Origin of the sequence: Limnothrix sp. PR1529 (genome assembly GCF_002742025.1) — a bacterium.
Taxonomy (GTDB): Bacteria; Cyanobacteriota; Cyanobacteriia; order CACIAM-69d; family CACIAM-69d; genus CACIAM-69d.
The window spans coordinates 20,524-46,256 of record NZ_LIRO01000035.1; the positions used below are offsets into that span (position 1 = coordinate 20,524).

A 25,733-nucleotide genomic window follows, 5' to 3' on the forward strand; every position below is an offset into this window, starting at 1 on the left:
AAATTGCTGGAATTCAGGATTTTCGGGGCAATTTATTGCAACTGGGCCAGGCGATCGCGCAGCAATTGGGCTTGGGTTTCCGCTTCTGCCAAGGCGGCCCGGGCGCTGGCCACCACTTCCGGGGGAGCCTTGTCCACAAAGCCCGGATTGCTGAGGCGACCCGACAGCCCCTTGATTTCCCCTTCGGCCTTGGTCAGGGCCTTGGTCAACTTAGCGCGTAGGGCAGCCAAGTCCACCACACCATCCACCAGGGGCAGCAACACTTGGGTCGTACCCACCACGCCGGCCATGGCCCGCTCGATCGGGACAGCTTCCGGTTCCGCCTGGCCCAGGTCGATCGGCAAGGTCACTTCCGGCGCTTGGGCGGCCGGCAACTGGAGCGGCTGCGGCTTGGTCGGAGCGGCGGCCGGGGTTTCCCCAGGATAGGCCCGCACCGCGAAGGGATTGCCCTCGCCGATGTAGGTCAGTTTGGTTTGCCGAACGCCGTTGGCAAAGGCCGCTCGATCGCGCGCAAACAGCAGGGTCTTGGGCAGGTGGTAGACCGTCCAGAAGAAACCAATCAACTGGAAGATCGAGGGCAGCAACGGGATTTCGTCGATCGCGTCCAGGGTGCTGTGCGCCAAATAGAGCGCAAAGACCGCTGTCCCGATCATGGCCAGGGTCAGCAGGGCCACCCGCCGTTTTTCGCTTTGCTCCCAAGCCAGTTCGTCCGCATCCAGATTCATTTCGTCAGTGGCGATCGCCTCTAGCAGGGCTGCCGTGTCCGCATCCATCAGGGTCGGTTCTGGGTCTGCCGTTGGAGCCACCGAGGTTGCACCGCCCTGGATCGTCAGGTCAGACACCTTGGCCAGGTTGCAAATGTAGGCGCGACCAATTTCAAAGGCCGTCCGCTCCCGATCGGTCTCCGGTTGTAGGACGATCGGCACTTTCTGACCGGGCTTGATATCTGCCTCGGCCCGCAGGTTCCGGATCGTGCGGATCGCGTTGATGATCGCCTCGAACTGGGCTTCTAGCTCCCGATCGATCGCCTGTTCGATCGCCACCGGGTAGGCTTGCAGGGCCAAAAAGTCCGTCGCCGCCGCCCCCGTCAGGGCGTGCCACACCTCTTCCGTGATGTGGGGCATGAAGGGATGCAACAGCTTCAGCGTCCCATCCAACACCAGCGCCAACACCTGCTGCACCGTCCGCCGAGCTGCCGGATCATCGCCATTCAACCGGGGTTTCACCAGCTCGATATACCAGTCGCAGAAGTCGCCCCAGATGAACTCGTAGAGACCCTTGGCCGCCTCGCCCAAGCCATAGTGATCGATGTCGTGGCGGGTTTGGCGCACCGTTTGGTTAAACCGCGACAGGATCCAGCGATCGGCCAACTCTAGGCGATCGGCCTCCGGCGCACCCAAGCTGGCCGGCGTTTCCCCCGCCAAATTCATCAACACAAACCGCGACGCATTCCACAGCTTGTTGGCAAAGTTGCGCGACGCTTCCACGGACACCGATTCATCGGTTTTGCGGTTGTAGTCCAGGCGGATATCTTGACCCGCGCCGGCCACTTCCCGCACCAGGGTATAGCGCACCGCATCCGTGCCGTATTTGTCGATCAACAGCAAGGGATCAATGCCGTTCCCTTTGGATTTCGACATTTTTTGGTTATTTTCATCCCGCACCAACCCGTGAACGTAGACCGTTTTGAAGGGCATTTGACCAGTGAAATAGCCCGCCATCATCGTCATCCGGGCCACCCAGAAAAAGATGATGTCAAAACCCGTCACCAGCATCGTGTTCGGGTAATAGGTTTGGAAATCGGCCGCGGATTCATTGGGCCAACCCAACGTCGAAAAGGGCCACAAACCGGAGGAGAACCAGGTATCCAGTACGTCCTCATCCCGCTCCAGCACTGCACCTTCGCCGTAGCGGGCCTGGGCTTGCTTGAGGGCATCGGCTTCCGTGCGGGCCACGATGAAGGGCGTGTGCTCCGTCACTTGGCCGTTGGTTTCGCTGATCACGAACCAAGCGGGGATTTGGTGGCCCCACCAGAGCTGGCGGGAAATGCACCAATCGCGCAGGTTCAGCAGCCAATCGCGATAGACCTTCGTCCAGCGATCGGGCACAAACAGCGGCTCCCGGTTGTTTTCCAGATCCGCCAGGGCTTTTTCCGCCAAGGGGCGCACCTGCAAGAACCACTGGGACGACAACAGCGGCTCCACGGGCACTTTGCCGCGCTCGCTGTAGGGCACGGAGTGGCGATAGGCTTCCACCTTTTCCAGGTAGCCCAGCTCCTCCATCTTGGCCACAAGGTTCTTGCGGGCCACAAAGCGATCTTGACCGCAGAATTCGCCGCCGTTTTCGTTGACCGTGCCGTCTTTGTTCAGGATTTCGATTTGGGGCAGGTTGTGGCGCTTGCCCATCTCGAAATCGTTCGGATCGTGGGCCGGCGTGACTTTCACACAGCCCGTGCCAAAGGTGGGATCAACGAACTCATCGCCGATGATCGGGATTTCCCGGCCCACCAGGGGCAGGGTGACGGTTTGGCCAATCAGGGCCTTGTAGCGATCGTCCTTGGGGTTCACGGCCACGGCCGTATCGCCCAGCATGGTTTCCGGGCGGGTCGTGGCGACGACCACTTCGCCGGAACCATCGGTCAGCGGGTAGCGGAAATGCCAGAGGCTGCCATCCACCTCTTTGTTGTCCACTTCCAAATCGGACACGGCCGACTGGGAGGCGGGGCACCAGTTGACCATGTATTTGCCGCGATAGATCAGCCCATCTTCGTAGAGCCGCACAAAGGCTTCCAACACGGCATTGGAAAGTCCTTCATCCATGGTGAACCGCTCGCGATCCCAATCGACGGACAGGCCCAGGCGGCGCATTTGCCCGACGATCGTGCCGCCGGATTCTTCTTTCCAAGTCCAGGCCCGATCGAGGAAGGCTTCCCGGCCCAGGGCAAAGCGATCGGTTCCCTCGTCCTTCAGTTGCTTATCCAGGATCGATTGCACGGCGATGCTGGCGTGATCCGTCCCCGGCAGCCACAGGGTGTTGCGCCCGGTCATCCGGTGGTAGCGCACAAAGGCATCAATCAAAGAATGCTCAAAGGCATGGCCCATGTGCAGACTGCCGGTGACGTTCGGCGGCGGAATCACCACACAAAACGGCTCGCCAGCGGCATCGACATCGGCCGCAAAGGCAGCGGAGTCCTCCCAGGTGCTCTGCCATTTGGCTTCGGCAGCTTTGGGATCGTATTGGGTGGGAAGCGCGTCTACCGGGGCAGTCATGGCGACGAGGGCTGGGGCAAATGAAGGTCAATGATTCAGGCTGTTATCTTACCCGGTTGCGCACCCCTGTTCGCGCTCGATCCCGGAACCGGCTTCCTGGGCACGATCGCCGCGATCGGCAGATTTTTGGGGATCCCGTGAGATCCGCAGCGCCCACGGCCGTCCCCTTAGCTTAGGAAATGGCCGCGAGGAATTCTTGAATCATGGCTGCCAACTGCTTGAGTCGCACCGGCTTGCTCAAGTAATCACTGGCTCCCGCCGCCAAACATCGTTCCCGATCGCCCGCCATTGCCAAAGCCGTCAGGGCAATGATCGGCACATTGGCCAGGGTTGGATCTTGGCGAATTTGGCGAGTGGCTTCCAAACCATCCATCACCGGCATCTGAATATCCATCAGGATCAGATCCGGCGGCGCGGCCTTGGCGAAAGCAACGGCCTCCTCGCCGTTTTTGGCCAGGGTCAGGCGATAGCCCTTCGCTTGCAGATACGCCACGATCGTGCTGACATTGGCTTCGTTATCCTCCGCCAACAGAATCAACGGCGATTCCAAAGGTACGGCCGGACTGGGTTCCGCCGCCTCGATCGCCCCCGTTGCCGGTTGATCCGGCCCAGACAGCGTACTTGCACAGGGCAAATCGACCGTAAATCGACTGCCAACACCTACTTCACTCACGAGGGATACTTCTCCACCATGCAATTCAACAATTCGCTTCACCAGCGCTAACCCCAACCCTGTGCCGGTGTACTGCCGATTCAAAGCACTGTCCACCTGCATAAAGGGCTGAAAGAGTTTGCGGACATCTTCTGGCGCAATTCCAATCCCGTCATCCACCACCGAAATTTCCAAAAACTGGTGAACTTCTGTTTCTCCCAAACTACTGTTCAGTTTAGGGACTCGTCGTGATGTTCCCAAACAAACTTCCAAAGAAACAGATCCGTGGTCGGGGGTAAATTTAACCGCATTATTTAACAGATTAATCAGCACCTGACGCACCCGGCGCTCATCCACCAACAAGTCCGGCAACTTGGGGGGTAGCTGAATCGCCAGTTGAATTCCTTTTTTGAAAGCCTGTTGCTTAACAAACGCCAAACTAGATTGGCACAGGGGCGAAACAGGAACCGCTGCAATGTCTAACTCTAGCTGTCCGGCTTCAATTTTGGCCACATCGAGAATGTCATTAATCAATGATAGAAGATGGGAGCCACTGCGTTCAATGGTTTGCAGCACGCGCTCCTGTTGCTCAGTGATGGGACCAAAAATTGACTCCTGAAGCCCTTCAGTAATTCCCAAAATGGCATTCAACGGCGTTCGCAGCTCATGGCTCATGTTCGCTAGGAATTCATCTTTTAGCCGAGTGGCCCGCGCCAATTCTTGATTAGAAACGGCCAATTCTTGGTTGCGATCGGTCAATTGCTGTTGAGCCTGCTGGCGCTCTTGAAGCTCCCGTTGTAATTGTTCAAATAAATTAGCCTGTTGAATTGCTGTGGCCAACTGGTTCGCAATTTGTTGCAAAAGTTTGGCCTCGGCCCCCTGCCACACCCGCTGTTCCTGGCAAGCATGGATTACTAACACTCCCCACAGGCGGTTATTGTGCCCCACGGAAACCCAGCGATCTTCGCTGTGAACATGCACCTCCTGCAAAATAGGAGCCACCACTTTGGACTGAATTTGTCCTGCTTGGGAATATTCCCGTAGGCAATCTGTCCACCGATCGCTCATCACATCTGGCACAATTCGTGGCTCTCCCTGCCAATAATGCTCCAAGATTTCTATGGACCAATGCTCATCAGCCCACTGGCGGTTTTTGAGAACTGGGAAACCTGGCGCAACAGATTCTTCAAAAATTTGGCTGTGGCCATCTGGGAACACCTGAAGTATGATTGCGCGATCGCACTGAAAGACCTGCCGCACTTGGTCGGTGACCACTTGCAGAATTTCAGCCACATCCAACGATTCTCGAATTCGTTGGGAAATAATGCCTAATAATTCCTGTTGATGGAGTTGAAGGGCGATTCGCCTTTCCGCTCGCTTGCGAACTAATAATTCGGCTTGCATTCGGTCATAGAGGCTGGCCTGTTGAATCGCAATTTCTAATTGATTGGCGATTTGCTTAATTAATTCAATTTCCGAAAGCTCCCAATGCCGGACTTTCATGCATTGATGCACACAAAGCAGCCCCCACAAGGCTCCATTACAAAGCAGAGGCATCACCAAATTAGCCCGCACCGCAAGCCGCTTTAAAACATCCGCATGGCAGGTGCTGAGGCTGCCGTCATAGATATCGTCGGTTGCACAATATTGTCCTTGGGCATAGCGCTGGAAATAGCTTCCGCCAAAACAGCGATCATCCATCGAAACCGCAATCACCGATGGATATTTGTCATCAACGGATTCCGCTACAAACCTGCCATCTTGCCATTGAGACTCGGGATTAAACTGAAAGATGCCAACTCGATCGGACTCCATGAGCTGCCGAATTTCCTGACAAGCCGTTTCAAACACGATCGAAAGATCCAAAGACTGACGAATTCGCTGGGTAATTTCTAATAGCAGGGTCTCGCGCTTGGCCTGCTGAACCACGATCGCTTCCGTTTGCTTGAGATCGCTGATGTCCGCAAAATAGCCCACAATTTCTAGGGGCTGATTCTGCTCATCGCGCACCAGGTAAATTTCATCCCGCACCCACAAATAATAGCCATCCGCATGAAGTAATCGGTACTCATACTTGTAGCGATCTGCTTCAAATGAACCACTGAGATCACTGAGCACCCTGTCCACATCTTGGGGATGAATTCGGCTAATCCAGAAGTTTGCATCCTGAATAAACTCCTGGGGCGTGTAGCCGAGGATGGATTCCACATTGGGGCTAACAAAGGTTGTGGTGTAGCGTCGATCGAGCTTGCGACTGTAGATCACAGCGGGGCTGGAAGCCAACAGAAACTCCAACCGTTCCTTGAGCAGTCGATTTTCCTGTTCTGTACGTTTGCGATCGGTAATGTCTTGGGCAATGCCTAAAAAGCCAATGATTTGATCATTGCGATCCCTCAGGCAGCTCACGGAAAGGGCGGCGGGAAACCGGGAACCATCCTTGCGAACGTGGGTCCATTCATCTTCGTCCACAATGCCTTGGCGGGCCCGGGCCACGAGCACTTCAAACCCTGGGTCGATCGGCTCGCCCAACTCTGCTGATCGCTGGGCAGCCCGGGCGGCCACCTCCTGACGGTCGTGGAAAATTTCCGGTGTAAGCTGGCGGATCACTTCGGCGGCCCGATATCCCAACATGCGCTCGGCGGCCGGGTTGAAGGTGGTAATTAGCCCCTGGATGTCGGTGGCGATCACCGCATAGGGGGCACAGTTCAGAATGGCCTTATGCAGATTGTGAACGCGCCAAAGCTCTTGGGTTCGCCGTTGAATCGTAATTTCTAGATCCTGATTGAGCTGCTCAAGGGCGTTGGTGGCTTGCTGACGTTCCAGTTCGGCTCCAGCCCGAGCCGCAAAGATGCGCAAGACGGTTTCGGCTCGGCGGGGCGCTTGAATGGGCCCTTGGTTCAAGATGCAGAGGTGACCAATTTCCAGACCGTGGGAATCCTGGAGGGGAACGCTCAGATAGTTGTTGTCGGTGATTTGCGTCAGACCAGGCACTTGGGGAAACAAAGACTGAAGCAACTGCGGGTGGCAGTCCCCGTGCCAGGGGTAGGGCAGTTCCCGATCGAAGTGGTTGAGGGCACAGGTGGCGATCGTTTCTACGGTTCCCGCATTCCAAAAGGCCAACACTTGGATTCGATTGCCCATGCGCTCGGCCACAAAAGCGTGGGAAACATTGAGAGCGGTGGCCAGATGTCTGACCAGGGCAGGGAAAAAATCGAGGCCAGTGGCGGCGGTTCCTTCGATCAGGTTTTGCAGGGCAAAGTCAGCCTGTTTGCGATCGGTGATGTTGGTGATGGCTCCCACATGGCCCACGATATCGCCGTTGAAATTGCGCTCTACCACCGATTGGCCATAGACCCAAAGCACTTCTCCATCGGGACGCGCCAGGCGATATTCGGCCTTCCAGGGGCGATTGGTCTGGATGGCTTGCATCCAGCCATTGGTGACTAAGGCGCGATCGTCCGGGTGCAGGGTGAGCTGCCAACCATGACCAAGGGCGGCCCGATGGTCGAGGCCGGTCATTTCACACCAATGATCGTTGACGTATAGGCAATGGCCGGCAGTGTCGGTGCGAAAAATCCCGACGGGGGCCACGGCCAACAGACTGGCGTATCGCTGGCGACTTTCGCGGAGTTCGAGGGCCGATCGCTTCCGATCGCTGATGTCCGTGAGGGTTCCCACATAGCCGATCGATTGACCCGTGGCATCCCGCTCCACCACCACCCGCATATCCACCCACGTGACGGCCCGATCGGGGTCGGGGCCGTGGCGATGCTCGCGCGATTGGAACCGGCATTCCAACTGACAGGAGGATTGTTCCCGCAGATTTTGCTCCCGCAGAGCCAACACCCAATCCCGATCGTCCGGGTGCAGGGTTTGCTCCCAATCCCAATCAAGACCCTCTTCAATGGAGCAGCCTAAAATTTGGCAGTAGCGTTCGTTCACGTAGGTGGGCCGTCCCTGCAAATCCATGCGGAAGATGCCCACGGGCACAACGGCCGCGAGATTGGCATAGCGCTGCTCGCTTTCCCGCAGGAAGGCTTCCGCTTGCGTGCGGGTTTCCAATTCCTGTTGCAGTTGCTGGTGCGTGATGGCCTGTTTGAGGGCCACTTCCAATTGCACCGACAGGCCCTTGAGCAATTTCACTTCGTCGGGCAACCAGTCTCGGGTGGTTTTGCTTTCGGAAACGCTCAACAATCCCCACAGTTCCTCCTGATAAAGCAAGGGAACCAGAATTTTGGCGCGGGGCCGCAGCTCGATCGGTAACTGGAGGTGACACCCGCCCATGTCACTGGCGGCCACGTCAGGTTCAACCCGGATGTAGCCCTGCCGATAAACCGGTTCTTGGTCATGCTGAAACCAGGTACCCTCCAGTTCCGTGCCGATCATGGAAATGGGCAAGTCCGTTGATTCTGCCACCACCCGGGCCCGGGCCTTGTCGGCGGTTTGAAATTGCCAAATATTCACCCGATCGCACTGCAAGACCCGCCGCACCTCCTGCACCGTGGTATCCAAAATGCTCTGTAAGCTCAGGGACGATCGAATCTGAGTGGCCAACGCCACCAACAGCAGTTCCCGTTCTGCCTTGGCCCGCAGGGCCGCCGTGCGGGTTTCCACCCGCTGCTCCAGTTCCTGGTGATGCAGCGTTTCCAGGGCCTGTTTTTCCGCTTCGAGCTGGTTCACCTTGTGCTCTAGCAGTTCCGCCAGTTTGTATAGCTCCAGGGGATTCAGAACCCGCAGCAAACTGGTTTGGGTGACGATGCCCACCAACTCGCCCCGATCGCCCATGACCAAAACGCGCTGGATGTTGCGCTTGGCCATCAACTCATGAACCAACCACAGGGAACTATCGGCGGCCACGGTGAAAACCGGTGTGCTCATCACCTCTCGCACCGTGAACTGCTGAAAGTCCAAACCCAGGGATTGAAACTGCACCAAGTCCCGTTCCGTCACAATTCCCACGGGCTGCTGTCCTGCATCTGCTGCACCCGGCTCCACAATCACCACGGATCCCACCTGGCACTCAGCCATCAGCCGCGCCACATCAAGCATGGAACTGGTGACCGCGATCGCCACCACATGCTGGGTCATCACCTCTGAGGCCAACCGCATCCGCAGCAGGTCGATCGGGCGGGTGGTTTGGCAGAGGCTTTCGTGGGTCATCAAGCCCACCAACCGGCGATCTGCATCCAGCACGGGCAAATGGCGAATGCCATGTTTGTGCAACAGCGTGATGGCCGCCATCACGTCCAGGTCTTCACAAGTTTTGGTCTGCAAGGTCACCAAGGGCTGGATCATGATCTGGGAGACCGTGAGTTGATCCAAGCAGGTTTGTGCGGCCAACAGCCGCACCACATCTCGCTCGGTCACAATCCCGATCGGGCGGTCTTGATCCACCACCAGCACACAGCTCCCCCGAGCCTCTCGCAGCACCTGCTGGTTGTTGTTTTCAGGATCGGTGGATTCCGCAATTCCACAGCTCGATCGCACCTGACTCATCCGCTGGAGCGCCGCTACCACGGGTGTGTCCGGTGAAACAATCAGCGGGTTCTGAATCAAGGCAGCCTGCGGATCCAAAGGAGTCAGGGTGACAGACAAGGCAGCCATATGCATCGCAGAAGGGAAGTTCTTCTATTATTTACTACCCCAGGAAAAAGCGCTGGGCTGCTCATTTCGCCCATTGATTTTCTCAAGGCTATCCAACTCTTTCGTTAATTGTCAGTCAGGCAAATTGTAAACAGATATAAATTAGCGAAAAAATTAGTAAAAAAGAGTAAAAATGTAAAGCATGTATCAAATCAAACTAAGTAGTTGAAACCCAAGAAATGACGGTCGATCATGTTTTTGTATGGTTTTCAACCTTTTTCAGGAATTAATTCTACTGAGTTTTCCTTGAAATTTATTGTAGTTCCAGAAAAGCACAGCGAGTCAGTCTATTTGTACTGATTAATTTGCATCAATCGGGAAACAGATCCGTTGTCACAGGTCACAGGTCTGCGTGATTTCAAACGCAAGCCATCTTTAAAAACACTTTAAAAAGACAGAGGGCTGTCACCGAGTTACTGATGACAGCCCTTGTAATTTAGGCGACGAGATTTAGGCAATGAGATTTAGGTCATGAGGCTGAGAGGAGGTCTGCCCAATTGTCTGGTGACAAGGGCCAAGCATCAACGGCCGTGGGGCAAACCGATGAAGCTTCTGGTCTTCATCGGTTTGCCAGATCCGCAAGGTCGCAATTGAGGCTTTTGCGACACCCTCCTAGGCCGAGGCTTCGGCTTCCGGCTTCTTGGGTTTGTAGGTCGAAGCCACTTGCAATTCCTTCAGTTGCTTGGCTTCCACCGATGATGGCGCATCGGTCAACAAGCAGCGGGCCTGCTGGGTCTTGGGGAAGGCGATCGCGTCGCGGATCGAGTCTTCGCCGGTCAAAATCGACACCAGGCGATCGAGACCGTAGGCAATTCCACCGTGAGGCGGCGTGCCGTATTCAAAGGCATCGAGCAGGAAGCCGAACTTGGCGCGGGCTTCTTCGTCGGTCAGCCCGATCGCCGCGAACACCTGCTCTTGCACATCCCGCTGGTAGATCCGCAGACTGCCGCCGCCGATTTCCGTGCCGTTGAGCACGATGTCGTAGGCCAGGGCGCGGGCGGTTTTCAGATCCGCCAAATCTTCTGGGTTGGGGGCCGTGAAGGGGTGGTGCAGGGCTTCTAGGCGCTGTTCGTCGGCGTTGTACTCGAACATCGGGAAATCGACGACCCACAGTAGATTGATCGCTTCGGGATCAATCTGGTTCAGTTCTTTGCCCAGGGCCAACCGCAGGCGATCGAGCGTCTTGTTCACGATCTCCGCCGGGCCCGCGCCAAACAGCAGCAGATCGCCCGCCTGTGCGCCCGTGCGTTGCAGCAGTTCGGCGGTGATTTCCGGGGTCAGGCTATCCTTGAGCGCTCCGATCGTGTCCACTTCGCCGTTGTCGCGCACGCGGATGAAGGCCAGTCCTTTGGCTCCGGCTTCCGAGGCGATCGCGAACAGATCCCCACCGGGCTTGATCCGCACGTTGGACACCGCATCGTTACCGCCGGGCACGGGCAGGGTTTTGACGATCCCACCCGCCGCGATCGAGCCGGAGAACACCTTGAACCCACAGCCCTTGAACAGATCCGAGCAGTCCGCCAGTTCCATCCCAAAGCGGGTGTCGGGGCGATCACTGCCGTAGCGATCCATGGCTTCGGCGTAGGTCAGGCGCGGGAAGGGGCGCGGCAGGTCAATGTTCTTGACGGTTTTGAAGATGTGGCAAACCAGTTGCTCATTCAGGTCCAGGATTTCTTCCAGGGACATGAAGCTCATTTCCATGTCGAGCTGGGTGAACTCGGGCTGGCGATCGGCCCGCAAATCTTCATCGCGGAAGCAGCGGGCGATTTGGTAGTAGCGATCGAACCCGGACACCATCAGCAATTGCTTAAATAACTGCGGCGACTGGGGCAGGGCAAACCACTCGCCCGGATTCACCCGCGAAGGAACCAGGTAATCGCGCGCCCCTTCTGGCGTGGATTTGGTTAGGACGGGCGTTTCGATTTCCATAAAGCCCTGGGCATCTTCCAGGAACCGGCGCATGGCCTTCACCACCGCATGGCGCAGTTGCAGGTTCTGCTGCATCCGGGGGCGGCGCAAATCCAGATAGCGATATTTCAGCCGCAACTCTTCGCGAACGGTTTCGTTTTCGGAGGTGGAAACCTGGAACGGCAGTTGCTTGCTGACGGCGCTGAGGATTTCGATTTGATCCGCCAGCACTTCCACTTCCCCAGTAGCCAACTTGGGGTTCACGGACTCGGGCGGCCGCTGGGTGACGGTTCCCGTAATCCGCACCACATATTCATTGCGGAGGGAGTCGGCAATTTGAAACGATTCGGGCAAGTCCGGGTTCGAGGCCACCTGAACGATCCCCGAGCGATCGCGCAAGTCCACAAACACGACTCCCCCATGGTCGCGGCGGCGATCGACCCAACCGCAAAGGGTGACGGTTTTACCAACCTGTTCGGCGCGCAGTTGACCGCAGTAGTGGGTACGCATGGTGACTCAAAATGGGACTGGAACTTAACTGGACGAATTCAGAACTGACGCGGTTGCTGGATAGGAAAGGAGCTGTTGCTACGACCTAGACAAGGGGCTTAAGCCCCTTGCTCCCTACGATCTCGCACTGGCAGATCAGGGTTTTAGATGATCAGTTGCCCCTTGCCCCAAGCCACTCGTGACGGTTGCGTCAGTTCGCAAAAATCTTGACGAAACGCAAATGCGCTGGGGTGCAAGTCCAATATCCTACCCCGATCGCGCGGCTTGGCCCGCTGAGAAATGCCGCAACTTGCCGACAACCGGCGACGGTTTGGCACTGCGCCCGATCACCCAGATTGATTGTAAAGGATTGTTGCGATCGCCCCGTCTTGCTGCGAGTCATTCGCCCTCAGACTTTGATTCAGCCAGTTAAGCCAGTCGATCGAGCAGGTGATCGCCCACCCGCAGCGCATTCGCAATAATCGTCAGGGCGGGGCTAACACTGGCGTTCGAGGGGAAAAAGCTGCCATCCACCACATACAAATTGTCCACATCGTGGGCGCGGCAGTTGCGATCGAGCACGGAAGTCGCCGGGTCATCCCCAAACCGACAAGTGCCGCATTGGTTGGCCATCACCTGCACCGGAATTTCTCCGCGAGGATGGATTGTGCCCACCGGGAAACCATCGAGCTGCTTTTCTAGGGATTTCAACACATCAATCCAGCGGTGGGTGAGGCGATCATGGGCTTCCGTATTGTTGGGTTGATAGTCAATGCAAAGCTTGTGTTGATCCAGGTAAACTCGGTTATTGGGATTGGGCAAATCTTCCGTTTGAATCCACCAACCGATCGAGCGGGTCGCCAGTTGTTGTAACCCAAATCCCGGCATGAATTTCGCCAGCACTGAAAACATCGGCGGCGCTTCCGCAAAAATCACATCGGTTAGCAAGCCGCCCGTATTGTAAATATGACCCATGGGGTAGGGAAAATCCGCATCTCCCCAATAGAAATCATTCACACAAACGGTTTTTTGAAACGCACCAGAATTGGCTTTGCTGCTGACCTGCACGATCGCGGTCATCAGATTTTTCATGAGGTTGCGACCCACCAAGTTTGAACTATTGGCTAGTCCTTGCGGGTGGCAATCATTAGCCGATCGCAGCAACAGGGCCGCAGAGTTCACCGCCCCGCAGGCCAACACCACCAAATCTCCCAAAAAGAGATAGGGCTTGCCGTTAATATCTGCTTCAACGGCTTTCACCAAGCGTCCTGAGGAGTTGGTATGTAACCCCACGACTTTGGCCTTGGTTTTGAGGGTGACGTTGGGATATTCCACCGCTGGCAACACGCCACTCACTTCGGAATCATTGGTGGGGTCATCGTCCTGGCGAGTTAACCCCAAGGGCAAGGCAGATGGGTGCAATCCCTGCTGGGCGATCGCTCCCGTAATGGCGGCAATTTGCGGATCAGATTCGATCGCTGGAAAGGGATAGTCGCTGCTCCGAAATGGCTCGGTGGGGTCTTGGTTAGCCTGGCCATGCACTTTATAAAGCGCTTCGGCAGCGGTGTAATAAGGCTCGAATTCTGCATAGTCCACACACCAAGCCGGTGAAATTCCCTCGCGATGGGTAACGGCAGCAAAGTCCTGTTCTCGCCGCCGCATCAGCACGGCTCCATAGATTTTGGTGTTGCCCCCGATCGCGTAGTTCATTTGGGGCGAAAAGGGTTCACCCGTGTTGTCGTACCACTGTTCCGGCGCGTGATATCGCTCACGTTTAAAAACATCCACATTGCTGCGATTTTGTTCTTCAAGGGGCATAAAATCTCCCCGTTCAAGAATCAAAATACGCTTGCCGGTGGGTGCTAATTTATGGGCTAGCGTCCCGCCACCCGCGCCAGTACCAATAATAATCACGTCGTAATGGCAATCATCAATAATCATAATTAGATCGTCCTGACTACTCAGCTACTGAAACAATTGCTTGCCGATTCACTGACATTGGGAAGGGTTGGGTGGGTGATCGCTGACCTTATTCAAAATCGCCTGTGATCCTCATCTTGATTGTTTTTGGGTTATTGCCAGATGTAAATCAACAGGAACAAAATAATCCAAATCACATCCACAAAGTGCCAAAACAATGAGGTCGAAGCCACGCCAAATTCGCCGCGATCGTAATTACCCGGAATGAACGATCGCACCAACATGATTAGTTGCAGCAATACACCGGCAAAGACGTGCAGACCATGGAACCCCGTGAGCAAATAAAACGTGCCGCCAAACACCCCGTCGGTGAATCCAAAGTCTAAGTGGCTCCACTCGATCGCCTGGCCATACAAGAAGTAGCTACCCATGGCGATCGTCAGCAGCCAAAATGCCCGAAAGCCCCAGAGCTGCTTAACGTGCAAATAGCGCTCCGCCAGATAAATCGTGAGGCTGCTAGACACCAAAATGACCGTGTTGATGGCCGGCTCGCGCACCTCCAGTCCCAAAACACCTTCTGGTAACCAGGTTTGGGCAGTGGTTTTGTAGACAATGTAGCCCGCGAAGAAGCTGAAGAAAATGACACTTTCAGACAGCAAAAAAATCACAAAACCAAACATTTGATCGCCAGGAGAGCCATGGCCATGGGCCGCATGGTGTGCGTCATCATGGGTCTCAGCAATTCCCGGCAATGCATCATCTCGCAAGTCCGTTTCAGTTGGGTTCATGGGCCACCTCTAATTCGTCGGGATTAGACACCAAGGGATCAGATTTGCCATAGCCATAAGGCTCAGAAACCACGATCGGGAGTTCCTCAAAGTTCTCAACCGTTGGTGGCGAAGACAACAGCCATTCCAACCCGATCGCCCGCCAGGGATTTTTGGGCGCTTTTTCACCCTGCACCCAAGAACCAATCATGTTCAAAATAAACGGCAGGGTAGACATGCCCAACAAAAAAGCTCCTAGGCTCGCCACCACATTCCAAAACGTAAATTCAGGATCGTAAGACGCGACCCGGCGCGGCATCCCTTGCAACCCCAAAGGATGCATGGGAAAGAAGTTCAAATTAGTGCCAATGAAGGTTAGGGCAAAGTGCAATTTCCCCAGCCCTTCGGAATACATTCGCCCGGTCATTTTGGGAAACCAGTGATAGATCGCTGCATAAATTCCCATCACCACTGCGCCGTAAATCACATAGTGAAAATGCCCCACCACAAAATAGGTATTGTTCACATGGATATCAACCGGGACTGCTGCCAACATAATGCCGGTGATGCCTGAAAAGACAAACATCACCAGCCCACCCAGGGCAAATAGCATGGCTGTGTTGAGGCGCAATTTACCCCCCCAAATGGTGGCAACCCAGGCGAAAACTTTAATCCCCGTGGGCACTGAGATCAGCATGGTTGTGGCCATGAAAATCATCCGCATCCAGCCCGGTGTGCCACTGGCGAACATGTGGTGAACCCAAACAATGGCACTCAAACCCGTGATGATGAGGGATGAAATGGCAACCACTTTGTAGCCAAAGAGGGGCTTGCGAGCATAGACCGGCAAAACCTCAGAAAAGATGCCAAAAATCGGCAAGATAATGACATAAACGGCCGGGTGAGAATAGAACCAGAAAAAGTGCTGAAACAGCACCGGATCGCCACCTTTGGCCGGATCAAAAAACGTCGTACCCACGGTGAGATCCAACAACAGCATCACCGCGCCAGCGGTCAAAGCGGGCAGACCAAACAGTTGAATAATTTGGGCCGCCAACACCGTCCACACAAAAACCGGCATCCGAAACCAAGTCATGCCAGGGGCACGCATGCGGGCGATCGTGGTGACAAAATTCACCGCGCCCATAATCGACGAAACGCCGGAAATCGCCACCGCCAATAGCCACAGCATCTGACCATTGATCAGGTTGCCCGTGGGATTTTGGAGGCTGACGGGTGGATAGGCCCACCAACCGGCTTGGGCCGGGCCGCCCGGCACCAAAAAACTCGCCATCAAAATTGTGCCGAAGACGGGCACCATCCAAAAGGCGATCGCATTCAGCCGAGGAAAAGCCATATCCCTTGCGCCAATCATCAGGGGCACGAGATAGTTTCCTAGACCCAACAGACAAGGAAATGTCCACAAAAACAACATCACTGTGCCATGCATGGTGAACATGGCATTGTAAACGGTGCGATCAACCAAATCCGACTCCGGTGTGATCAATTCGCCCCGAATAATCATGGCAAAAATGCCACCCACCAGAAAGAAAAAGAAGGAGGTTACTAGGTACTGAATCCCAATCACTTTGTGATCGGTGCTGAAGCTAAAAAAGCGCTTCCAGTCATTGGGCGTTCCGGGCATGGGTGGCTGAGAAGCAGCGATCGATTCGGTAGCAAGATTGGTCATAAATCGGTTGGAGGAAATGATTCTGGAATGCCGAGATCTTCGATCAAAACCTAATGAAACTGGGTTGAGCAAAACAGCTAATCGCTAACTGGTTCCTTTGCCGGGATAGTTCACGAGGGGCGGCGGCGCTGGTTGCACTGTTTGCCAGCCAGTGCGTCCACCGGGGGAGCGCTGGAATTCATCAAAGGCTTGGTTATAGGCGGCGGTGGGCTGTTGGTTTGCCGCATCCGTCAGCCATTGCTGATAGGAATCGGATGATTCCACCACCACATCGGCTTGCATGGCCGCAAAGTAAGTGCCGCTGTACTGAGAGTCGCGCAAACGATATCGACCTTCGCGGATGGGCGTAAATTTCAGGGTAATAGCACGCCCTGGAATAATATCTTGCTTCACCCGAAAGGCTGGAATATAAAACCCGTGGATGACATCTTCCGAGGTGAGTTGCAAACTGATCCGTTGGTCGGCTGGCAAATGCAATTCAGCCGTGGTGACTTGCCGATCGGGGTAATAGAATTCCCAAGCCCATTGTCGAGACTTCACAGCAATCACGACCTCTGGATTTGCGATCGCATTGCTATCATTTGATTCAGCAGCAACCGGAGCGATCGCTGGAGTCTCTGATGCCATGTTATGTGCCATTGATTCATGCACATGCTCCATGGGGCCCAAGATAGAAATGCGATCGTAAATGTGGTAGCTGTAGCCAGCAATTCCAACGACAAGAATGAAGGGAATCGCCGTCCAGACTATTTCCAACGTGACGTTTCCTTCAATGTGCGGGCCGTCGCTGGTGTCATATTTACTGGCTTGTTGAAACAACGCCACATAAACGATCGTTCCGACCACGCCTAGGAAAATAAATGTCCCGATCGCCACTAAAAAGCTGAATAGGCGATCGATCAGTTGGGATTCCGCCGAGGCTTGGGGAGGAAACCAGGTATAGGACTGCTCCCCCATCCACCAACTGACGAGGGCCAGGGCGATCGCTAGGGTTCCTAGGGTGAGGATGGTGCGAATCTTCATGGATTGAATGATTTCAAAACGAGGTTAGGATTTTCACCCAAATCCAACAGGCGATCGGCGGTGATATGCACACCAAATTCAGCGGCTAATTGTGCCCCCAAGGTTCCATGAACAAACATCAAACCAAAGATGATTAGCCCCACTAAAAGATAGCTCCATTGCACTTGGCGCGATCGATCTTTCATCCAAACAAATCGCTGAAATCCTCGCCAAACGGTCATGCCCACAATTAATAACAACAGGACAACGCCACCCACGCCATGCCACAACATGGTTTCCATGGCCTGCAAACCCCAGGCACTTTTCACATCTGCTGGTGGACGAGCTAATAACATTTCATAAAAGCCCGCAGCCACCGTCAAAAAGGTGACGATCGCCCCGGCTAGCATGTTGTACCAGCCCACATCAAAAAAATTAGAGCGCGTGGCAGGAATCGCTAAAAACTTGAAAACCGGCTTTTCGAGGGGAAACAAAACCCCAACAATATCAAAGGCGATCGCCACAATAAACAAGCCCAAGGTCAAATGCACCAAGTTGGGATGAATCGGAATCGTGTAGGGTAGTCCATTGATCCCCAACTGATTTTGTAATTGCTCAATCAAATCATTATTCATTACAACAATCCTTCCCGCACTGCCTCAACCACGGGCACGGTATGAAGTCCGTAGACCCAAACCAAAACATCACCCAGATAAATTTGGAAACACACAATTACGGTCATCAAAACTCCCACCCCTAAAAAAGCATTGGGCAAGGTTTTTGGATCGCGCGATCGCAACACATAGCGCCAAGCGGTCATTGCTGCGATAATTCCCGACAGAGACCAACCCAGAAGCGTGTGCAGATTCAAAGTGGCTTCGGCAGCATTGTAGGGTTCAGCTAAGCCCGCTTCGATTTGCCCAAAAATAATGGCAACGAAGATAGAAATGGTTGCAAAAAACAAATTCCACCAGCTCACTTCATAGAATCGTGGATTGCGCGTGAAGTAGGCAATACCATCGCATAAAACCGAAAATAACACCATCGCAATGACAAAATGCACCACGATTGGGTGCATCGTATCTGGATAAGGCAAATTATGATCGTTGAGCGGGGGGAGATACTCCAACATATTGGTCAAAAGTCTGTCAATTGATTGAATATACCGGTCTATTGGTCAATAATTATCATAAATTTCGCAATTTAGTCACTATTAACATTGTCACCAATGGCAACGATATTTCATGAAGGAACAACCGTTTGCAAGCCGATTTTTCAAAATCCGATTACTCGACGAAACACAATTCATGAGGCTGACAGCCAGTGATGATAAATTCATCAAAAACTGACCGCTGCGTGTTGATCAAAGGTTTCAACGCAAAAAGGTATTTTGTAAACTGGGCTACTGTTTAATTGAAATGAATGCTGACCATTTCGCCTATTAGTTTAGTGGATACATAGGAAATGTCAGTAAGTTATACTGGTTTTTTTAAGATTTTTATCCAAATTATTACCAATTGCTTCACATTTTTCAGAATTTTTTGAAAGTTGGATGCCAACTTGCTCATTTTTCTATAGATTCTCTATCTATCAATCTGTGCGACCAAGCCTCAATGTCAGGTTCATTGAACACTAATTCAATAATGTCTTCATACTAAAAATTAAGGTTTTTGTATGTTGAATAACACTTTGATTAATTCAAAATTAATTATTTAGTTCAAGGCAGAGCTGATTTTTAGGTTTTCTTAGCTGAAATTCTATTTAGTTCAAAATGCTGGCCTAGTCATTCACTAGCCTCTGAAAATTTCCAACTCTGGAATCAATCGCCAGAGAGAGGAACTGAAATTTTTTAAATTTCAAGTAGTTCCGGAGGAATCTGATCAAAAATCACATCTTCATAAAGGTGATCGAACCCAGCTTGATAATTTACAGTTTCCAAAACCAATTTCGCATCGATGCCTTCGTAACTTTCTAATACCCATTGACCCGCTGCGGAGCGCCGAAAAATATCCACTTGGGGCTGTTGAGCAGAAATTAAAACGTATTCTCGCAGGCTCTCAAGATGGCGATAGGCGGCAAACTTGCGTCCCCGATCGAATGCTTCCGTAGAATTTGATAACACTTCCACAATCAAACAAGGGGCTGATTTATAAAGCGGCTGATTGCGATCGCCCGGATCACAAGTCACCATCACATCGGGATAAAAAAACTTCGTGCCCTGATTAATCTGCACCTTCATATCCGACATAAAGACACGGCAACCAGTTCCTCTCAGGTGTGATCGCAGTTCGCTCGCCAAATTTAGCGCGATCGTCGTATGCGCATCTGTGCCACCGGCCATGGCATAGGCTTGCCCATCGAGGTATTCATGCCGAATATCGCTTTGGGCTTCAAGAGCCAAATACTCGTCAGGGCTAAGGAATTGGGGAGCAGCAATCATGATTGTGGAACAATCGCGCAATTTTTCCCAGCATATCGTAACTATCTTGGGAAAGTAATGAAGATTAGTTGATGAGTCATCATAGACAACTTTCAATTACTGAATGTAGCCTGTTTTGGCCTGGAGGGCATAGTTGCGAATCACGGAATTTTGCGTGCCGGGACTCATTAACCATTGCTCCAAAATGGCGACGGCTTGCTGATCATGTAATGCCCAATGACCTAATCCATGAATTGCCGAGACGATCGCGTTGCCATTTTTGCGATCGAGAGCGGCACTCATCACCTCCAAGCTGGCTGCAATCACCGATGAAGAAGCACTGCCAGGGTAAACCACAAACAAATCCCAGAACATATAGCACAGAAACTCTAGGCGATCGCCCGCTTGAATTGCCCCAATTTCTTGGATCGACTGACTCGACGCAAAACAGTATCGATCAAAATAGTTTTGATAGAGATAGTTGAGGTTTTGAATGCCCTTAATGATGCGAGATTCTGGGCAGCGCAAATAGCAAAAGGGCAGATCGCTACAGCTATTAGAAAAAATGTAGTTCAAGCCGAAGCCAATTTGATTGCGGGAAAATCGCTGGTGAATTTCCGCATCCACCAAAACCTGATCAATGTAATCAAAAGCGCGATCTCGTGGCAGTCGATCAAACTCGGGACTCATCTCAGCACAAACGGGATCGGCTTGTTCCGGCTGGCCAAAGAGTTGATCGCGCCATTGTTGATAGTTCATGGGCGGGAGCGGCTGAGGAATGGGGCGGCGGCTCGATCGATTCTAGCCATTGCCCCCTGCGGACGGGCCGGGCGGTGGTAGGCTGTTGGCGATTTGTGCCGCAGGAACCCGAGATGCGATCGCCCCGCTGGACATCTATAACCTGGATCTCTAACTGGATCGCCACCACAGAGATTGCCGGCTGGTTTCGATCGATCCCCCGATCGCTCTGGTGGTCGGTGGGCATTTGGGCGATCGTGCTGTTGGTTTGCAGTGTGGTGCGCCATGAGCTGCTGCAATCAACGGCCTTTGATTTGGCAATTTATGACCAAGTGGCCTACCTGATGGGGCGCGGCGAAACGCCGTTTTCCACCGTGTCGGACATGCACCACATGGGCAACCATGCGGCCTACAGCTTCTTTGGGGTGGGGCTGCTCTACGCCATTTTTCCGAGTATTTACTGGCTGTTTTTGGTGCAGGCGATCGGGCTGGCGGCGGGGGCGATCCCGGCCTGGGCGCTAGCGAAACAGGCGGGGCTGAATCCGGGCCAATCCCTGGCGATCGCCTGGGCCTATTTGCTCTATCCCGTGGTGTTCAACGTCAATTTGTTTGACTTCCACCCGGAGGTGATGGGGATCGCAGGGCTGCTGGGGGCGATTTGGCTGGGGCGAGCCAACCGGCCGATCGCCCTGGCGCTGGTGCTGGTCTGGGTGATGGGCTGCAAGGCGGTGCTGTCGATTACGGTGGCAGCCATGGGCGCTTGGTTGTTGTTGCTTGATCGCAAACGGTGGCCCGGGCTGGTGGCGCTGGGGATGGGGGTTGGTTGGTTTGTGGTGGTGAACCAGGCCGTGATCCCCGCTTTTAATCATGGCCTGAGCCACGATGCGATCGGGCGCTATGCCTACTTGGGTTCCAGTGTTTCCGAGGCGGCGTTGAATCTGTTCCTGAAGCCACAACTGGTGCTGGGGAAGCTGTTCTCAGGGGATACGCTGATCTATTTGCTGCTGATCTTGGGGCCGTTGCTGCCTTGGTTCGGGGGCGGCCGGCTGCGGGCCTGGGCGGCGGCGGCTCCGGCGATCGGGTTGAATGCCCTGTCCACGGTGGCCGAGCAGCGGGATTTGGTGCATCAATATTCCCTGCCGATTTTGCCGTTTTTGCTGGTGGCGGCGATCGATAGCTTGGCGCAGGGACGCTGGGATTGGCTCGATCGCCTGGGATCAATGGGCGATCGGCTCCGTAGTTGGATCGCCAGCGGACGGGCCATTTGGGTTTGGTCACTGATTGGCTTTTTAGCCCTGGCCAAATTCGGCTATTTTGGCTCCATTTATTTGGCGGAACTGGACACTTGGGCGGACAGTCGCGCGGCGATCGCCTTAATCCAAACCCAGGAGCGATCGATCCCCGCCAATCAACGAGGCGGCATCCTCACCACCGCTGATTTGGGGCCCCACCTCAGCCACCGCACTATGCTGCGCCAAACGATCGCCACCGCGCCGCCGCCCAACTGGGCCGAATACGATTGGGTGTTGCTGAACCTGAAACATCCGGGCTGGGGCAGCACCCATGAGTTTGCTCAATCATTGGATCGGGAATTGCGATCGAATCCGGCCTACAAAATCGCCTTCGATCGCGGTGGGATCGTCCTCTTTCAGCGCTAGCCTAGTACGAGCGCATCGCCAGTCAGCATTAATTTCCGTAATTTCTGTGATTTTCGCGGGCGATCGCACCCTTTTCCATTCCCCTCGCCTTTCGGCAACCAAGGATAAGACGGCAACATGCAGCGACTGATTGGGTTGTGGCAACGGTTTGGACAAGTGACCCTGGGACTGGGGGTTGTTGTGGCGGGCGCAACCCTGGCTGCGTTCGATCGCCCCGATGCCATCAACTCACAGTTGCCACCGCCGAACGATCTGCAACCCCTCAGCGTCACCCCGGGCCCCGCCAAGGACTTGGCCAACGAACTCCGGATCACGGCTTCCTTTGGCAGCAATGGCCGGCCCGTATTGTCGCCCCTGCCCCAGGCCCAAGAGGTTTGGCAATGCGAAGTGGTAGTGGTGGGCGGATCCTTGGGGGGCGTGGGGGCCGCCGTTCATGCCATGCAGTCGGGCGCACGAACCTGCGTGATTGAGGTGTCGCCCTGGATTGGAGGGCAAATTAGCACCCAAGGCGTGTCGGCGATCGATGAGTCGGCGGACATGATTTTGGCCGGCAACCTCTCGGAAAGCTGGAAAGCCTTTAAATCGCGCATCTATCGCCAACCGGTCAAGATTCCACGCTGGGCCGATCGCAACCAGCCGATCAAAACCGTGCGCGAGGTGGATAGCTGCTGGGTTGGTTCCCTATGCTTTCCCGCTTCGGCCGGCGATGTGGCCGCGCGAGAGGCGTTGGCCGCGGCCGCCCAATTGGCTCCCGGTAGCCGCTGGAGCAGTGCCACAGCCTTCAAGGGCGCAGCTTTTGATGCAACGGGCCACAATATTACGGCGATCTACGCAGTGCGGCGCACACCTCGGGCGGACTATGTGCCCTCGGGTCGCTTGTCTCAGGAACTGCCGGCTTGGTATTCCTGGAACAGCGATGACACGTTTCGGAAAACACCCATTCGCCTAGAACCAGTGCCGGGCAAGCGGTTCACGGTAATTGATGCCACGGATACCGGTGAGCTGGTGGCCTGGGCCCGTGTGCCGCACCGGTTGGGATCGGAATCGCGCCGCACCTTGGGTGAGCCGAATGCGGCCAATTGGGACAATCCCCAATGCACCCAGGCTTTTACGTTCCCCTTTGTGGTGGCGATCGCCAATGATGAGGGTCGCAGCCTGAAGCAACTGGGCCGACTGCAACCCACTTTCCCCAAGCACGAACACCAACGCACCTTTTCCCTCTGGGGTTTTCCGCCCTTTCTCGATCGCAGCTTTTTCAAATATCGGCGGATCGTGAGTATGCGGCTGGATAACCGAATTACCGGCAAGCCCAGCCCCGGGGACATGGCCATGATCAATTGGGGCTATGGCAATAACTGGAACCTGATGAACCCGCCTTTGATCCTGACGGGCGATCGGCTGATGGATACGGATCAGTACCGCAACTGGATGGGCGGCGTTTCCACGGAAGCCTTGCACCACGGCGAGGAGCGGGCGCTCATTTTTTCAGAATGGGTGCTGAAAACCCTGGCCACAAAAGAATTTCCCCTGATGCACTTGGCGGGGCCCAACACGCCGATGGGGACGCGATCGGGCTTGAGCCTGATGCCCTATATCCGCGAGGGGCGACGCATTTTGGGCCGCAGTGCCTATCGCCAAAATGCCTTCATGATTCGGGAAAACGACGTGCATCGGGGCATTGAGAATATGCGCGACTTTTCCGCCACCTCAATCTCCATGGTGCATTACGACATCGATATCCAGGGCTGTGCCTATCGCAACTGGGAAGACCCCGGCGAGGCCACCAACGCCAGCGCGGATATTGCTCATGTGCGCCCGGTGGCTGTCCCGATCGAGGCGCTGATTCCTCGGGGCGTGGATAATCTGTTGATTGGTGGCAAGGCGATCGCCGTTTCCCACATTGTGAACGGGGTCACCCGCATTCACTACAGCGAATGGAGTTCGGGGGCCGCTGCTGGTTCGATCGCCGGTTGGTTGCACCGGCAACCCAAGAGTTTAATTGCGGCCGAAATTGTGCCCCAAAATCGGTTTTCCTTGGTGCGTGAACATATGAAAGCCCAAGGATTGCGCTGGTGGTGGTAAGCACAAAACAGCGCCTTAGGACGTGAATGAGCCTGGGGGCGGTGTTACGGGAATGCGAATGAGGAAAGTGCTGCCCTCGCCGGGTTCAGAGGTGCAAATCAGTTCGCCCTGATGGCGATCGACAATGATTTGATAGCTGACGGAAAGGCCTAAACCCGTGCCTTTCCCGATCGGCTTGGTGGTGAAAAAGGGATCAAAAATATGCTCCATCGTTTTGGAATTCATGCCCAAACCACTGTCCGTGATTTGCACCTCAACCCAATTTTGATCACATAGGCGCGTGCTGACCTGAATACTGTAGGGAATTGCATTGCCGGAACGAGGGTGCATCAATCCCCGCTTGAGCTGCTGGTGATAGTCCTCGATCGCATCAACCGCATTCACCAAAATATTCATAAACACCTGGTTCATATTGCCCGAATAGCACATCACATTGGGCAGCGAACCATATTGCCGCAAGACTTGAATTTCAGGGCGATCGTCGTGGGCTTTCAAACGATGCCCCAAAATGGTCAGCGCACTGTCTAAGCCATCATGCAGATTTGCTAATTTCAACTCTGCTTCATCCAAGCGTGAAAACGTGCGCAACGACTTCACGATTCCACAAATCCGGTGAGTGCCCAACTTCATGGAATTCAAAATATCCAAGAGGTCGGATTCCATGAAATCCAAATCAATTTCTTCAATTTTGGCAGCAATTTCCGGTGTTGGCTGGGGATAGCTTTTGCGATATAGCTCCACCAACTGCACCAGTTCTTTCGTGTAGGTCTGGGCGGGACTGATATTCGCCGCAATGAAATTCAAGGGGTTATTAATTTCGTGGGCAACGCCCGCCACCATTTGCCCCAGGCTCGACATTTTTTCCTGTTGCACAATTTGCGCCTGGGCCGCCTTCAAATCCGCCAGGGCTTTTTGTAGCTCCTCGTTCCGTTGCCGCAGGGCCAGTTCTGACGCTTGCAGGGCCTCTTCAATGCGCTTGCGATCGGTAATGTCCGTGCGCACTGACAAATAGCGCACGGGTTTTCCTCGTTGACTCACAATTGGCACAATGATGGTGTAAACCCAATATTCAGATCCATCCTTGGCACGATTTTTAATTTCGCCGCGCCAGATTTTCCCCCGTGAAATGGTTTGCCACAGTTCCGTGAAAAATTCCGCAGAGTGATGGCCAGAGTTCAGAATTCGATGATTCTGCCCCATCAGTTCCGAGAGTTCATATTTTGAAAGCTTGCAAAAATAGTCATTGGCATAAATGATCTGACCCTTGTGATCGGTAATGGCCACGATGGCTGTCCGATCGATCGCATATTCCCAATCGCCCAACCAAGCATCAAAGGTTTTATCATCTCCCTCTGCTTTTCCACCCAGACTGTTGGCATTTTGGAGATCATGAAATGCATTTGCGTTGATATTAAACGCAGCAGCATTATTGGCAGCATTATTATTAGTAACCATAACTGATTCCTGAGAACAGTGCGAATTAATATCCAATGACC

14 protein-coding genes are annotated in these 25,733 nt (G+C 54.2%); 2 read left to right on the forward strand and 12 right to left on the reverse strand.

What is annotated here, in order from left to right; all coding sequences use genetic code 11:
• Positions 1 to 32 precede the first annotated feature (32 nt).
• The 11 genes from AMR42_RS05425 to AMR42_RS05480 form a co-directional block, all read right to left on the reverse strand.
• A complete protein-coding gene (locus AMR42_RS05425) occupies positions 33 to 3,269 on the reverse strand; it encodes a valine--tRNA ligase (protein WP_099532443.1) in 3,237 nt (1,078 codons plus the stop codon).
• A 172-nt stretch (positions 3,270 to 3,441) separates the two neighbouring features.
• A complete protein-coding gene (locus AMR42_RS05430; RefSeq protein WP_158234371.1) occupies positions 3,442 to 9,525 on the reverse strand; it encodes a PAS domain S-box protein in 6,084 nt (2,027 codons plus the stop codon).
• A gap of 651 nt (positions 9,526 to 10,176) precedes the next feature.
• A complete protein-coding gene (aspS, locus tag AMR42_RS05435) occupies positions 10,177 to 11,982 on the reverse strand; it encodes an aspartate--tRNA ligase (RefSeq protein ID WP_099532445.1) in 1,806 nt (601 codons plus the stop codon).
• A gap of 408 nt (positions 11,983 to 12,390) precedes the next feature.
• A complete protein-coding gene (locus AMR42_RS05445; RefSeq protein ID WP_099532447.1) occupies positions 12,391 to 13,902 on the reverse strand; it encodes a GMC oxidoreductase in 1,512 nt (503 codons plus the stop codon).
• A 131-nt stretch (positions 13,903 to 14,033) separates the two neighbouring features.
• Positions 14,034 to 14,561, reverse strand: a complete 528-nt coding sequence (locus AMR42_RS05450; RefSeq protein WP_199858097.1) for a heme-copper oxidase subunit III — start codon at positions 14,559 to 14,561, stop codon at positions 14,034 to 14,036.
• 94 nt (positions 14,562 to 14,655) lie between these two features.
• On the reverse strand, positions 14,656 to 16,338 hold the full coding sequence (gene ctaD / locus AMR42_RS05455; protein WP_099532449.1) for a cytochrome c oxidase subunit I: 1,683 nt from the start codon (positions 16,336 to 16,338) through the stop codon (positions 14,656 to 14,658).
• 84 nt (positions 16,339 to 16,422) lie between these two features.
• Positions 16,423 to 17,361: a cytochrome c oxidase subunit II gene (locus AMR42_RS05460; protein WP_099532450.1), complete on the reverse strand. Its 939-nt coding sequence runs from the start codon at positions 17,359 to 17,361 to the stop codon at positions 16,423 to 16,425.
• Positions 17,358 to 17,975 carry a DUF2231 domain-containing protein gene (locus AMR42_RS05465; RefSeq protein WP_099532451.1) on the reverse strand — a complete coding sequence of 206 codons (618 nt, stop codon included), beginning with the start codon at positions 17,973 to 17,975 and terminating at the stop codon, positions 17,358 to 17,360. Before AMR42_RS05465 ends, AMR42_RS05460 begins: the two co-directional genes overlap by 4 nt.
• Positions 17,975 to 18,472, reverse strand: a complete 498-nt coding sequence (locus AMR42_RS05470; protein ID WP_099532452.1) for a DUF2231 domain-containing protein — start codon at positions 18,470 to 18,472, stop codon at positions 17,975 to 17,977. The genes AMR42_RS05465 and AMR42_RS05470 overlap by 1 nt, the downstream gene beginning before the upstream one ends.
• A 717-nt stretch (positions 18,473 to 19,189) precedes the next feature.
• Entirely contained in the window at positions 19,190 to 19,780 is a 591-nt protein-coding gene (locus AMR42_RS05475) for a Uma2 family endonuclease (RefSeq protein ID WP_099532453.1), read from the reverse strand.
• Between the two features lie 96 nt (positions 19,781 to 19,876).
• Positions 19,877 to 20,518 carry a hypothetical protein gene (locus AMR42_RS05480; RefSeq protein WP_099532454.1) on the reverse strand — a complete coding sequence of 214 codons (642 nt, stop codon included), beginning with the start codon at positions 20,516 to 20,518 and terminating at the stop codon, positions 19,877 to 19,879.
• 95 nt (positions 20,519 to 20,613) lie between these two features.
• Here AMR42_RS05480 and AMR42_RS05485 point away from each other — a divergent pair, with 95 nt between their 5' ends.
• Positions 20,614 to 22,155, forward strand: a complete 1,542-nt coding sequence (locus AMR42_RS05485; protein ID WP_199858096.1) for a DUF2079 domain-containing protein — start codon at positions 20,614 to 20,616, stop codon at positions 22,153 to 22,155.
• Positions 22,156 to 22,272: 117 nt separating this feature from the next.
• Positions 22,273 to 24,237: an FAD-dependent oxidoreductase gene (locus AMR42_RS05490; RefSeq protein WP_099532456.1), complete on the forward strand. Its 1,965-nt coding sequence runs from the start codon at positions 22,273 to 22,275 to the stop codon at positions 24,235 to 24,237.
• Positions 24,238 to 24,252: 15 nt separating this feature from the next.
• On the opposite strand, the gene AMR42_RS05495 is transcribed toward AMR42_RS05490, so the two are convergent.
• Positions 24,253 to 25,692, reverse strand: coding sequence for a sensor histidine kinase (locus AMR42_RS05495; protein ID WP_099532457.1), 1,440 nt, complete (start codon positions 25,690 to 25,692; stop codon positions 24,253 to 24,255).
• Positions 25,693 to 25,733: the final 41 nt, after the last annotated feature.